The following is a 14024-nucleotide window of genomic DNA, read 5'->3' as shown; positions in this document are numbered from 1 at the left end:
CGTATAACGACCGTGACGCAATCGATTAAATAAGCGGTTATAAAGATACCACTTATTTAGTACGAGTAAAGATTTAAGCGATGTTTTTAATAAAATTTGATGAAAACTTGATGCAGATTAAAAAACAACTTTAAGAATGAAGAAATTGATTCACGCGTTCAAGCACGGCTTTTCTCACCTTATCTTTTTCAAAAAGGATTTCATGTTTTGCTTGAGGTACAAGCATGGATTCTGCATGCGGAAAAAGTGCGGTCAATTTTTCAAGATTTTTATTATCTACAATCTTTTCCTTTTCCGCTTGTAGGATAAGCACAGGTGTTTCCACTCTTGGAATAATTTTAGGGAGCGCTTTGATTGCATTTAAACACAAATGTACCCAACGGAAAGTCGGGCCGCCTAAGTGAATAGCAGCGCGTTTTCGATTAACTCGGTTCATCCATTTCATTCGCGTTTTAGAATGGCTGAGTTCATTAAGATTTAAATCTGCTGGTTTGTAATGTCCTTTGCCGAAAACATAACGATGCCCTTGACCAAATGCCATCATCATTGCAATGATGAGTTCATCTCGTAATGGATGTTTCATTGGAACGCCAAAGAAAGGTGAAGAAAGCACTGCCTTTTTAATATGGTGATCGTAATTGGCCAGATAATAGGTGGAAATTAACGCGCCGAGGGAGTGGGCGAGAATATATTGCGCTTGATAAGCACAAAGTGCGGTCGTTTTTTCAATGATTTTTGCCATATCATCGGTATAAAAACGAAACTCATCTAAATGCCCTTTTTGAGGAATAATACGCTGTGAATAGCCTTGTCCTCGATGATCGAAAAGCAAAACATCATAACCTTGTTGGTAAAAGTCATAAGCCAACTCAGTCCATTTGAGCATATTTTCTGCTCGACCATTCACCAAAATCATCAATTTTCTGACCGCACTTTCAGGCTGAACCAAATGACGATAAGCCAATTTGATATTTCGTTCGCCAGAAAGATATTGCGTAGGAAATTGCTCAAAAAAAGGCAATAACTCCGCAAGAGCAAATTGATGAAAATGAGGTTCTCTGATCATAATTTTTTAACAAAAAATAGTGTAGGGATAGAGATAACAGATATGACGATATAAGGTATTTTTAATTCAACCCAAGCATAGTGAAATAAGCTTGAAATCTCAAGTGTATTTCCTAAATCAGTACTATCAAAGGTAATAAAAACTGAACCCAATAACCATAAAAGCCCTAGCCATAAACAACCGATAATAAAGCAAGATAATTTCTGAGAAATAATAAAAGGAAACAATGCTAAAAATGCAACAATTATCGTTGTAAATAATATATTAAAGGTATATTCACAACGCGCTTCATACAAAAACTCACCCGTGTAATTTTGGCATGTTGTTACAAAGGTTTCAGGATAACCAAGGCGTGAAACAAACCAATATTGCAAAACAAATGTCATTAAAGAAATTGTAATAAAAACAAAGATAGATCGTAGCATATTATCTTTTGTAGTAATGAAAAGGGCGTAGTAAATACGCCCTTTGTAGTGAAAGTAAAACTTACACCACCAATTGTTTTAAGATACGGCGAACTGGCTCTGCAGCACCCCATAATAATTGGTCACCTACAGTGAATGCCGCTAAGTATTCTGGACCCATTGCCAATTTACGTAAACGACCAACTGGTACGCTTAATGTACCTGTTACTTTAGCTGGGGTTAATTCACGTAATGTGGTTTCTTTGTCGTTTGGAATTACTTTCACCCATTCATTGTGAGACGCTAAAATTTGTTCGATTTCTTCTAACGGTAAGTCTTTTTTCAGTTTGATAGTGAACGCTTGGCTGTGGCAACGTAATGCACCGATACGTACGCATAAACCATCTACTGGAATTGGATTGTCGCTTAAACCTAAGATTTTGTTAGTTTCTGCATAACCTTTCCATTCTTCTTTAGTTTGTCCGGTTTCTGGAAGAAGTTTGTCAATCCAAGGGATTAAGCTACCACCTAATGCTGCACCGAAGTTATCCGTTGGGAAGCTATCAGAACGCATTTCTGCAGTCACTTTACGTTCAATATCTAAAATAGATGAAGCAGGGTCTTTTAATTCACTTGAAACCGCTTGTTCTAATAAGCCCATTTGTGAAATCAATTCACGCATATTTTTTGCGCCTGCACCTGAAGCCGCTTGGTAAGTTGCGACAGATACCCATTCCACTAAATCTTTTTCAAATAAACCACCGATAGCCATTAACATTAAGCTCACGGTACAGTTACCACCCACGAAAGTTTTAATGCCTTTTTTCAAGCCTTCAGAAATTACGTGTTGATTTACTGGATCAAGCACGATAATAGCATCATCTTTCATACGTAGTGCAGAAGCGGCATCAACCCAATATCCGTCCCAACCTGTTGCTTTTAATTTTGGATAAACTTCATTGGTATAGTCGCCACCTTGACAGGTCACGATAATGTCTAATTTTTTAAGTTCTTCAATGTCGAATGCACTTTTAAGTTCACCCGCTTCTTTACCTGCAAATACAGGGGCTTTTTGACCTGCTTGAGAAGTGGTGAAGAAAACAGAATTAATATTGGCAAAATCTTGCTCTTGCACCATACGATCCATTAATACGGAACCGACCATTCCGCGCCAACCGATAAAACCGACGTTTTTCATGAGTTTTTCCTTATTTTATGTTGTGTTGAATGGGTCTATTAATTACAGGCTTTACGCCACAAAATCAAGCTTTTTTAGAAAAAATGAGGCTTTGTTTAATTTTTCTCAATAAAAAATCCCCTTTCGGGGATTTATTGATTATTTATCTGCTTTTTTCGTGGTTTTCTTTACCGTTTTTTTCGGCTCAGATTTACCTTCAGATTTGACCGCACTTTTCTTTGTCGTGGTAGACTTTGTAGTCTTCTCTTTTGTCGTTGCGGATTTAGTCGCTTTTTTCTTTGGCTTTTCAGCTAAATTTGCTGCTTTCCATTCCTCAAATTTTTCAAGTAACACTTTACCCATTGGGCTTGGATCGCCTGTAAATAAGGTTTGTAAGCCATTATTTTCAATGATATGACGGCGAAGTTCTAAACGTTCTTGATGGTTTTCTGCTAAACGAATTGCACGTTCAACATATTCATCTACCGTATTTGCAATTAACCATTCCGGTAAACCTAAACGTTTGAATAATCCTTCATCAATATGTTCATGCACTTCTGCACCCGTTTTACATACCCCCACTAAACCTAATGTCACCATATCAATAATGCCATTAGTATTACCGAATGGGAATGGATTTACCATCATATCGCAGTTATGCAAAATACGAAGATATTGATCATAAGGTGCATGTGGATGAGCTGTCGCATCATTGCCTAAATAAGACTTAATAAAACGCTCAACATAAGGATGTGTCACACCACTGGATTGACCTAAAGCAAAGTGGAAATGAACCTTAACATTCGCACGATCACGAATAGCCTTTAATGCTGCTAAGAAATATGGGTTAAGCTTCATTGTGGTAGAAGCAATACCAATATTCACCACTTCAGGATTTTCACGTAAGCGATATTCTACGTGTTGCGGTGCAAGCGCTGAAGGTACATAAGGGAGAGCATCTTTTGGTAAACGCAATAATTGCTCACTGAAGCATTTTTCAGAACCAACGTAGTCATCTTCTACAATGACATATTCAATAAAATCAGAATGTGTCGTAGCAGGGTGACCTAAAGCAATCACTTGAACCGGTGCAAGGCGAATATTGCTTGCAAAAATAGCCGTTAAATCCATCCCAATACTCGGCATATAAAAAACCGCTGCGCCATTTTTCTCACAAATCGCTTTTAAATGATCTAATTTAAAAACAACATTATTGCCTTCTAATACATGAAATTCATCAAATACAGCTTTACCTGCTTCATCTACAGCATCATTACCTACACCAATTAAATAGAAACGTTCGCGAGCAGCTATCATTGAAGTGGAATGCGTACGGTAAATTGAATGAGATGAATGGAAATGCTCCAATAACACCACCATGACGGGTTTGCCATTACGCTCACCTAATTTAGTGACATCGCGATCTGTCCATCCACCTTCCAATAAATGACGACGAATAACTTGGTTTAATGCTTTTTTCACCCAATGTTTATTTTCAGCAATATCGTAGCTGCAATGCATATACACATCGTGTGAAATTGCACTCGGTACATTATTTAAGTTTTCAATTGTCGCTAATTTTTCAGGGAACCATTGTAAAAGCGTACCACGCTTAGAGAACGATTGATCAGTACCGATAAAACGGGGTGATTGCAATGCAAAACAAAGCGATGCACATAATTCTGGATCTAAATTCCATAAAGCATCCAGATTCACGTTTATATTTGATTCCGGCAAGTACAAAATACAGAATTTAATTAATGATGATCTTGCATTATCTAAATGGAAATCAGATAAATTAGTTTTATCTGGATTGCGGTTATAAGTTTGCAACACATGGTCCGCATTCACAAAAGGTGATGATGCAAAAATCATATTAATCCAACGTTGTAAGGTAAAGAAACGTTGTGCCCCGCCTTCAGAAATATCTAATTTAGGATCAGAAAATAGCTCGCTCATTGCTACCGCTACACGGGTACAAAAATGCTTAATTTTATCTTGTACTAATTCATCATTTAATTGGCTAGGATAATCAATTTCAATGCCTTCAACGCCACCAAAATTAGTATCAATTTTGCTTAAAATATCGAGCAATTCTACGCAAGCTGCTTCATAATTTTTTGCCGCAACTTCTTGTTCAAAACGGATAACACTTGGTTGTTTTTGTGTTTCTGCCATTTTTTAATTCCTTTGGTAAAAAATAAATAAGATTAATAATTAACAGGTTCCCCAAAGATCGTATTCATCTGAATGGGTAATGGTTACTTTAATAAATTCGCCCACTTTCACAGGCGTGCCACTTAGATTTTCAATATAAACTAAGCCATCAACTTCGGGTGCATCGGCTTTTGTACGGCCGATAATACCTTCGTTATCAATTTCATCCACAATTACATCAAGCGTTTGGCCAATTTTTTGTTTTAATCGTTCAGCCGAAATTTCTTGTTGTAACTGCATAAAGCGGTGGAAACGTTCTTCTTTTACATCTTCAGGCACTTGGTCAGCCATTTCAGTTGCAGGTGCGCCTTCTACTGGGCTAAATTTGAAACAGCCCACGCGATCAAGTTGTGCTTCTTTTAAGAAATCCAATAACATTTGGAAGTCTTCTTCTGTTTCACCTGGGAAACCTACGATGAAAGTTGAACGCAAAGTTAAATCTGGACAAATCTCACGCCATTGCTTGATACGCTCTAAAGTGCGGTCAATTTTTCCTGGTCTTTTCATTGCTTTTAAAATTTTCGGACTCGCATGTTGTAATGGAATATCCAAATAAGGCAATAATAAACCTTCCGCCATTAATGGGATTAAATCATCCACGTGCGGATAAGGATAAACGTAGTGTAAACGTACCCAAATACCTAATTTACCAAGCTGTTTACACAAGGTCATTAAGTCATTTTTAATTGGCATACCATTCCAGAAGGCCGTTTTTACGCCACCTTCTTTGCGTTGTGTATCCATCGCATAAGCAGAAGTATCTTGTGAAACAACCAATAACTCTTTCACGCCCGCATCAGCAAGACGTTTTGCTTCATCCAATACTTGTGTGATAGAGCGGCTTTCTAAATCCCCACGTAATGAAGGGATTATACAGAATGTACAACGATGATCACAGCCTTCTGAGATTTTCAAATAAGCGTAGTGTTTTGGTGTTAATTTCACCCCTTGTTTTGGTACAAGGCTGGTGTAAGGATTATGCTCTGGTTTAGGAACGTACTTGTGTACTTGTGCCATTACCGTTTCATAACTGTGCGGACCGCTCACTTCCAATACTTTCGGGTGAACTTGACGAATTTGATCTTCTTTCGCACCCAAACAACCCGTCACAATCACACGTCCGTTTTCTTCCAACGCCTCTCCAATGGCTTCTAAGGATTCCTGTACAGCGCTATCAATAAAGCCACAAGTATTCACAATGACCAAGTCCACATTTTCATAACTTGGCACAATGTTATACCCGTCAGTACGTAATTCAGTCAGTATACGTTCGGAATCCACTAAATTTTTAGGACAACCTAAACTTACAAAGCCAATATTCGGCGTTGATTTTTGCATAAATTTATTCTCAGCTATCATCATCTTTCAAAACTTTAGATTTTACTCAATTTCAAGCCGAAAGGCGATAAATTAAAGGTAAATTGATTGTAAATTTGCCCATTAAAGTTCTTTTTTCAGGTAGAATAATGCCCGTTTTTTTATTTACTCATATTCATTATTAACATGGAAAATTCTTTTCTTTTTTCGACCGCTCTTGAACAGACGGCTTATTTACTTATCCTAGGGAAAATGCTACTCGCACTTGTACTTGGCGGGATTATTGGCTTAGAGCGTGAACTTAAACACAAACCTGTTGGAGTCAAAACCTGCGCTATTATTGCAGTGACAACTTGTGTACTCACGATTGTATCCATTCAAGCAGCAGAACATTATGCGCAAGTTTCAGATAACATTCGAACTGACCCTATGCGACTTGCTGCACAGGTAATCAGTGGCATCGGTTTCTTAGGTGCAGGGGTAATTTTGCACAAGAAAAATGATGCGATTTCAGGCTTAACCACTGCAGCAATCATTTGGGCGGCAGCGGCTATCGGTGTAGCAACAGGTGCAGGCTTTATTTTTGATGCGATTATTGCCACTTTAATGATTTTAATCGCCATCCGTATCAGCCCGATTGTACAACGTTATGTTCGTCGTAAAACCTATAAAAAGCGTACTCGTTTAGCTATTCAACTGAGTTCTGCGAACGGTATCAGTAAAGTGACCGATTTATTGCTGAAACATGATTACCGCATTGAAAATATATCGGTAAAAGATCAAGCTAGCGGCGAAGTTCGCTTGCAAGTACGATGCTACAATATAGATAATGAAATGCTAAAAGATGTCTATACGCTGTTAAAAACAGAAGATGAAGTACTGAGTGTGGATGTAGAAAATTAAAATCAGCTAAAAATAACACATCACTTCTATCGTAAAACCACTACTTGCTAGACAAAAAGTTAAATACCTAAACTGGATAACGTCATGAATTTACAAGACAATTTCGAGCAGCATACGCCAATGATGCAGCAATATCTCAAGTTAAAAGCAGAAAATCCTGACATTTTATTATTTTATAGAATGGGGGATTTTTATGAGCTTTTTTATGATGATGCAAAAAAAGCGGCAGCGTTGTTAGATATTTCTTTAACAAAACGTGGACAATCAGCAGGTAATCCAATACCCATGGCGGGCGTGCCTTATCATGCGGTAGAAGGCTATTTAGCAAAATTAGTGCAATTAGGTGAACCTGTTGCTATTTGTGAGCAAGTGGGTGATCCCGCCACATCAAAAGGACCGGTTGAGCGAAAAATTGTACGAATTGTGACACCAGGTACAGTGAGTGATGAAGCACTTTTACCAGAACGCCAAGATAACTTAATTGTGGCGGTTTATCAGGAAAAAGAAAAATTTGGTCTAGCCACATTAGACATGACATCTGGACGCTTTCAGCTTTGTGAACCTCATTCAAAAGAAGCCTTACAAGCTGAATTACAGCGCATTAATCCCGTAGAATTACTTTATTGTGAAGATTTTGCCGAAATGGCCATTATCGAACCTTATAAAGGATTACGCCGTCGTCCTATTTGGGAATTTGAACTTAGTACGGCGATTTCAGAACTTAACCGTCAATTTGGTACGAAAGATTTACGTGCATTTGGTGTAGAAAAATCACCTCTTGGCTTGGCAGCAGCAGGCTGTTTATTGCAATATGCAAAAGAAACACAACGTGCTTCTCTGCCACACATTCAAAGCATCAGTGTCATTCAAAATAACGATAATATTCAATTAGATGCTGCAACACGCCGAAATTTAGAACTCACTCAAAACCTTGCGGGTGGCACAGAAAACACGCTTGCTTCAGTATTAGATAAATGTGTTACACCAATGGGTAGCCGTTTGTTAAAACGTTGGATTCATCAACCTATCCGTCAAACAGACATTCTATTAAAACGCCAAAAAACGATTGGTGAAATTATTGAGCAAGACTTATATCACGAATTGCAGCCTTATTTGCAACAAGTGGGCGATATGGAACGTATTCTTGCCCGTGTAGCACTGCGTTCTGCACGTCCTCGCGATCTCACACGTTTACGTACTGCATTAGAACAAATTGAACCAATAAAATCGCTGATTCATACAAAACCATCATCAAATTTGACCGCACTTTCCACGCAAATTGGTGATTTTTCCGCGCAAATCGAGCTACTTCAAAAAGCAATTATTGAAACCCCTCCGTTATTAATTCGCGATGGTGGCGTTATTGCTGAAGGCTATAATGCCGAATTAGATGAATGGCGAACCCTTTCCGCTGGCGCAACACAATATTTAGAAAATTTAGAACAACGCGAACGAGAAAGCACGGGCATTGATACCTTAAAAATTGGCTTTAATGCGGTGCATGGCTATTATATTCAAATCAGCCAAGGACAAGCCCATAAAGCACCGATTCATTATGTTCGCCGTCAAACCTTAAAAAATGCCGAGCGTTACATTATTCCTGAATTAAAAGAATATGAAGATAAGGTTTTAAAATCAAAAGGGGCGGCACTTGCTTTAGAAAAGCAACTTTATGATGAATTATTTGATTTATTGTTGCCACATTTAGGTCAATTACAGTTAGCCAGTTTGGCATTGTCTGAATTGGATGTGTTAGTTAACTTGGCAGAGCGAGCAGAAACCTTAAATTATGTTGCACCACAATTTAGCGATGAAATTGGCGTAAAAATTGAAAATGGTCGTCATCCTGTGGTGGAACAAGTCTTAAAAGACCCCTTTATTGCTAACCCTGTGAATCTCAATCAACAGCGTCATTTACTGATTATTACCGGCCCAAATATGGGCGGTAAAAGTACCTATATGCGTCAAACAGCTTTAATTACATTAATGGCGTATATAGGCAGTTTTGTGCCGGCTGATAGTGCGGTTATCGGGCAAATTGATCGTATTTTTACTCGAATTGGTGCCTCTGATGATTTAGCATCCGGTCGTTCTACATTTATGGTGGAAATGACAGAAATGGCGAATATTCTTCATCAAGCCACTTCACAAAGTTTAGTTCTGATTGATGAAATTGGACGCGGAACATCTACTTATGATGGGCTTTCTTTAGCTTGGGCTTGTGCTGAATGGTTAGCGAAGAAAACTCGTTCACTTACGTTATTTGCGACCCATTATTTTGAACTCACCGCACTGCCAGAACAAATTGAAGGCATTGCCAATATTCATTTAGATGCGTTAGAACATAACAATACCATCGCCTTTATGCACGCGGTTCAAGACGGTGCGGCAAGTAAAAGTTATGGTCTTGCTGTTGCAGCATTGGCTGGTGTACCACAATCGGTCATTAAACTGGCGAAGCAAAAATTACATCAGTTAGAAAAATTGTCAGCACAAAATGGTGATCAACAAATTCAACATTTAAGAGCGTTAAATCAACATCAAGGTGAATTGGCTTTTGAAGCGGAGCCTGATGCTTTACGCGAAGCCATTGAGCAGCTTGAGCCAGATGAATTAAGTCCAAAACAAGCCTTAGCTTATTTGTATCAATTGAAGAAAATGCTGTAAGAAATAAAAAAGAGCGGTCAAAAAATTCATTGTTTTTTATGACCGCTCTTTTATTTTCACTAATTTCTTAAAATCTCATAGATTTCTGAATCTTTTCTATCAAGATAATGGATGGATTGGATTTTACGAATGGTGCGTGATTTACCACGGATTAATAGGGTTTCTGTAGTTGCTAAGTTGCCACGACGAGAAATCCCTTTAAGTAATTCACCGTGCGTAATTCCCGTTGCGGCAAAAACAAGGTTATCATCACGCACTAAATCTTCTAATTTTAATATTTCATTGACCTTCACACCTAAGGCTTCACAACGTTGAACTTCTTCAGCGGCAATTTTACGATTTTCTTCCGTATCGCCTTTCACTTCATTGCGTGGAATAAGACGAGCTTGCATATCTCCACCTAATGCTCGAATTGCAGCGGCGGCTGCCACACCTTCAGGTGCACCGCCAATGCCATAAACCATATCCACTTCAGCATCAGGTAAGCAACATAAAACCGAAGCCGCCACATCACCATCCGGAATAGCCATCACGCGAATACCAAGATTATGCATTTGTTTAATCACTTCATCATGACGTGGTTTAGCGAGTACCATCACGGTTAAATCCGATAAGGATTTACCTAAACGAGAAGCCACACGGCGAAGATTTTGTTCAATCGGTAAACTTAAATCAATCATGCCTTTCACTTCAGGACCAACAACCAATTTTTCCATATACATATCAGGCGCTTTTAAAAAAGTACGTTTACCACCAGCTGCCAACACAGAAATAGCATTTGATTGGCCCATTGCGGTCATTCGTGTGCCATCAATAGGATCAACCGCAATAGAAACGAGCTCACCATTACCTGAGCCCACTTTTTCGCCAATATAAAGCATTGGCGCTTCGTCAATTTCTCCTTCACCAATCACAATTTCACCGTCCATATGAATTAAATTCAGCATATAACGCATGGCTTTGACTGCCGCCTCATCTGCCGCATTTTTATTACCACGTCCAAGCCAAGTATAAGCTGCTAATGCTGCCGCTTCGGTTACTCTTGAAAATTCAATAGCTAATGCACGATTCATTTTTCTCTCCCAATGCAAAAAGTCTCGTTATTTTATCACTAAGCAAACGTTTGCATAATAAATTTTGACAAGAGGCTTTTAAAAATAGGATTAAGTCGGTAGAATAAAGCCGTTTCGGACTTATTTTAAAAAAGGAAATCACTATGTCTTTAGAAATTTTAGATCAGCTTGAAGAAAAAATTAGACAAGCAGTAGAAACCATTCAATTACTTCAACTTGAAGTGGAAGAATTAAAAGAACAAAAAAATCAATCTCAACAAGCGGTAGAAGCGTTGCAACATGAAAATGAGCAACTTAGAAATGAACACCGCAACTGGCAAGAACACATTCGTTCATTGTTGGGTAAATTCGACAACGTATAATGACTATAAAGGCTTAGAAAATCTAAGCCTTTTTTATTATTAGGAAACAATATGAATATTTGCGTGATTTCAGGCAGCACATTAGGCGGCGCTGAATATGTGGCAGAGCATTTAGAAGATGTGTTAAAAACACAAGATTTTTCTACCGCACTTTTCCACGGACCAGAACTTGATGATGTGATTGATGAAAATATTTGGTTGATTGTCACTTCAACACATGGTGCAGGTGAATTGCCTGATAATTTGAAACCACTCTTTGAACAAATTGCGGCATCAGATAAAGATTTCTCTTCTCTCCGCTTTGCCGTTGTAGGCTTAGGCAATTCAGATTACGATACATTCTGTCATGCCGTGAATAAAGTTGAAACACAATTAAGTGAAAAAAGTGCGGTCAAAATTTGCAACAGTTTAAAAATCGATGTCTTGCATGTTGATGATCAAGAACAATTTGCTGAAGATTGGCTACCACAATTTATAAATGCACTTTAGTCATAATAAAGCGATAATTTGAGTTATCGCTTTTTCTTTATCCATTATCCAAAAAAATTACCTGTGGATAACTTTAATAAAACCTGTCAAAAACTTGTTCTTTTCCACTGAGTAAATATGATGATTGTTTTAACTGTGGATAAAATTAAATGTTATCCACAAGGAAAAGCCTCCAAACTGACGACATTTCAACACAGTCTAAAACGATCTAACTTCTTCATTTAAAAAAGGAAAAGGATCTTATTCACAAGGTAAAAGGATCTTAATAGTAACAATAATAAGATCTTTATATATAAATAGATCTTATCTTTATTACCTATTCGATCTTCTCTTATCACAGATTGAATTCTTGCTTTCAAGCACACGTAATTTTCAGTAGAATAGCGCCTATTTTTAGATCGAAGATCAAATTGAAGACGAAGAGAGAGATATGTTTTACACCGAAAATTATGATGTGATCGTTGTTGGTGGCGGTCATGCCGGTACAGAAGCCGCATTGGCTCCGGCACGCATGGGATTAAAAACCCTATTATTGACACATAATGTTGATACCCTTGGACAAATGTCATGTAACCCCGCTATTGGTGGTATTGGTAAAGGCCATTTAGTGAAAGAAGTGGATGCCATGGGCGGATTAATGGCGCATGCTGTAGATAAGGCGGGGATTCAATTTCGTACTTTAAATAGCAGTAAAGGACCTGCTGTACGTGCAACCCGAGCTCAAGCTGACCGCGTGTTATATCGTCAAGCCGTACGCATCGCACTAGAAAATCAACCAAATTTAGATATTTTCCAACAAGAAGTAACGGATATTTTAATTGAGCAAGATAGTGTTTGTGGTGTGGAAACCAAAATGGGACTTAAATTCCGTGCTAAATCGGTCATTTTAACTGCCGGTACTTTCTTAGCGGGTAAGATCCATATAGGTTTAGAACATTATGAAGGTGGCCGAGCTGGTGATCCGGCAGCTGTTACACTTTCTCATCGTTTACGTGATCTGAATTTACGTGTAGATCGTTTAAAAACCGGTACCCCACCGCGTATTGATGCACGCACGATCAATTTCGATATATTGGCTAAACAACATGGTGATGCCGTATTACCGGTATTTTCTTTTATGGGATCTGTGTCAGATCACCCTCAACAAATTCCTTGTTATATTACACACACTAATGAACAAACTCATGAAGTGATCCGTAATAACTTGGATCGCAGTCCAATGTATACTGGTGTGATTGAAGGAATCGGTCCACGTTATTGTCCATCCATTGAAGATAAAGTGATGCGTTTTGCGGATCGTAATTCACATCAAATCTATTTGGAACCAGAAGGCTTAACCAGTAATGAAGTGTATCCAAACGGGATTTCTACCAGTTTACCGTTTGACGTGCAAATGGGCATTGTTAATTCGATGAAAGGTTTGGAAAAAGCGCGTATTATCAAACCAGGTTATGCCATTGAATATGATTATTTTGATCCGCGTGACTTAAAACCAACGTTAGAAACTAAATCGATTTCGGGTTTATTCTTTGCGGGTCAAATTAACGGTACAACCGGTTATGAAGAAGCAGCGGCACAAGGCTTATTGGCTGGGATTAACGCAGGTCTTTATGTACAAGAGAAAGAAGCATGGTATCCACGTCGCGATCAATCCTATACAGGCGTATTGGTGGATGACCTTTGTACGCTTGGTACCAAAGAACCATATCGCGTATTTACTTCTCGTGCGGAATACCGTTTATTATTACGTGAAGACAATGCGGACATTCGTTTAACGCCAATTGCCCATGAATTAGGTTTGATTGATGAGGCTCGCTGGGCTCGCTTCAATCAAAAAATGGAAAATATCGAACAGGAACGCCAACGCTTACGCAGCATTTGGTTGCATCCGCGTTCTGAATATTTAGAAGAAGCCAATAAAGTACTTGGTAGCCCACTTGTGCGTGAAGCAAATGGTGAAGATTTATTGCGTCGTCCTGAAATGACCTACGATATTTTAACTTCTTTAACGCCATACAAACCGGCAATGGAAGACCGAGAAGCCGTAGAACAAGTAGAAATTGCTATTAAGTATCAAGGCTATATTGAGCATCAGCAAGAAGAAATTGAAAAACAAAAACGCCACGAAAATACAGCTATCCCAGCTAACTTTGATTACAGCAAAGTGTCTGGTTTATCGAATGAAGTACGTGCGAAGTTAGAACAACATCGTCCAGTTTCAATTGGTCAAGCGAGCCGAATTTCAGGCATTACTCCTGCGGCAATTTCAATTATTCTGGTGAATTTGAAAAAACAAGGTATGTTGAAACGCGGCGAATAATGTTTAAAAATGAAAAGTGCGGTTAAAAC

The 14024-nt window shown here is 38.4% G+C and carries 11 protein-coding genes; 5 read left to right on the top strand and 6 right to left on the bottom strand.

Annotation, left to right across the window (positions count from 1 at the left end; translation table 11 throughout):
- Window positions 1–130 precede the first annotated feature (130 nt).
- From INP94_RS02765 to rimO, 5 genes are all read right to left on the bottom strand, one after another.
- Complete coding sequence (locus INP94_RS02765; RefSeq protein WP_197543965.1) at window positions 131–1066, bottom strand: alpha/beta fold hydrolase; 936 nt, start codon at window positions 1064–1066, stop codon at window positions 131–133.
- A complete protein-coding gene (locus tag INP94_RS02760; protein WP_197543964.1) occupies window positions 1063–1452 on the bottom strand; it encodes a hypothetical protein in 390 nt (129 codons plus the stop codon). The genes INP94_RS02765 and INP94_RS02760 overlap by 4 nt, the downstream gene beginning before the upstream one ends.
- Window positions 1453–1552: 100 nt before the next feature.
- On the bottom strand, window positions 1553–2668 hold the full coding sequence (gene asd / locus INP94_RS02755; protein ID WP_197543963.1) for an aspartate-semialdehyde dehydrogenase: 1116 nt from the start codon (window positions 2666–2668) through the stop codon (window positions 1553–1555).
- Between the two features lie 138 nt (window positions 2669–2806).
- Window positions 2807–4825, bottom strand: a complete 2019-nt coding sequence (locus INP94_RS02750; protein ID WP_197543962.1) for a UDP-glucose:protein N-beta-glucosyltransferase — start codon at window positions 4823–4825, stop codon at window positions 2807–2809.
- Window positions 4826–4864: 39 nt separating this feature from the next.
- The gene (rimO, locus tag INP94_RS02745) at window positions 4865–6202 is read right to left on the bottom strand and encodes a 30S ribosomal protein S12 methylthiotransferase RimO (RefSeq protein WP_197543961.1); all 1338 of its coding nucleotides are present in this window, start codon (window positions 6200–6202) and stop codon (window positions 4865–4867) included.
- 165 nt (window positions 6203–6367) lie between these two features.
- Between rimO and INP94_RS02740 the strand changes: the two genes are divergently transcribed.
- Together INP94_RS02740 and mutS are read left to right on the top strand one after the other, a co-directional pair.
- Complete coding sequence (locus tag INP94_RS02740) at window positions 6368–7084, top strand: MgtC/SapB family protein (protein WP_014064479.1); 717 nt, start codon at window positions 6368–6370, stop codon at window positions 7082–7084.
- 84 nt (window positions 7085–7168) lie between these two features.
- Window positions 7169–9751 (top strand): DNA mismatch repair protein MutS, encoded by a 2583-nt coding sequence (gene mutS, locus INP94_RS02735; RefSeq protein WP_197543960.1) that lies wholly within the window; start codon window positions 7169–7171, stop codon window positions 9749–9751.
- Between the two features lie 59 nt (window positions 9752–9810).
- Here mutS and glpX read toward each other — a convergent pair whose 3' ends face one another.
- A complete protein-coding gene (gene glpX, locus INP94_RS02730) occupies window positions 9811–10824 on the bottom strand; it encodes a class II fructose-bisphosphatase (protein ID WP_014064477.1) in 1014 nt (337 codons plus the stop codon).
- Window positions 10825–10967: 143 nt separating this feature from the next.
- Here glpX and INP94_RS02725 point away from each other — a divergent pair, with 143 nt between their 5' ends.
- The 3 genes from INP94_RS02725 to mnmG all read left to right on the top strand — a co-directional run bounded on the left by INP94_RS02725 (window position 10968) and on the right by mnmG (window position 13995).
- On the top strand, window positions 10968–11186 hold the full coding sequence (locus tag INP94_RS02725) for a cell division protein ZapB (RefSeq protein WP_014064476.1): 219 nt from the start codon (window positions 10968–10970) through the stop codon (window positions 11184–11186).
- A 51-nt stretch (window positions 11187–11237) separates the two neighbouring features.
- A complete protein-coding gene (gene mioC, locus INP94_RS02720) occupies window positions 11238–11675 on the top strand; it encodes an FMN-binding protein MioC (protein WP_197543959.1) in 438 nt (145 codons plus the stop codon).
- Window positions 11676–12105: 430 nt separating this feature from the next.
- Window positions 12106–13995, top strand: coding sequence for a tRNA uridine-5-carboxymethylaminomethyl(34) synthesis enzyme MnmG (gene mnmG / locus INP94_RS02715; protein WP_197543958.1), 1890 nt, complete (start codon window positions 12106–12108; stop codon window positions 13993–13995).
- Window positions 13996–14024 lie beyond the last annotated feature (29 nt).

It is taken from the genome of Haemophilus parainfluenzae, from assembly GCF_014931395.1.
In the GTDB taxonomy this organism is placed as follows: Bacteria; Pseudomonadota; Gammaproteobacteria; order Enterobacterales; family Pasteurellaceae; genus Haemophilus_D.
The sequence above is the reverse complement of the archived record's forward strand: the minus strand, read 5'-3'. Positions and strand labels throughout refer to the sequence as shown.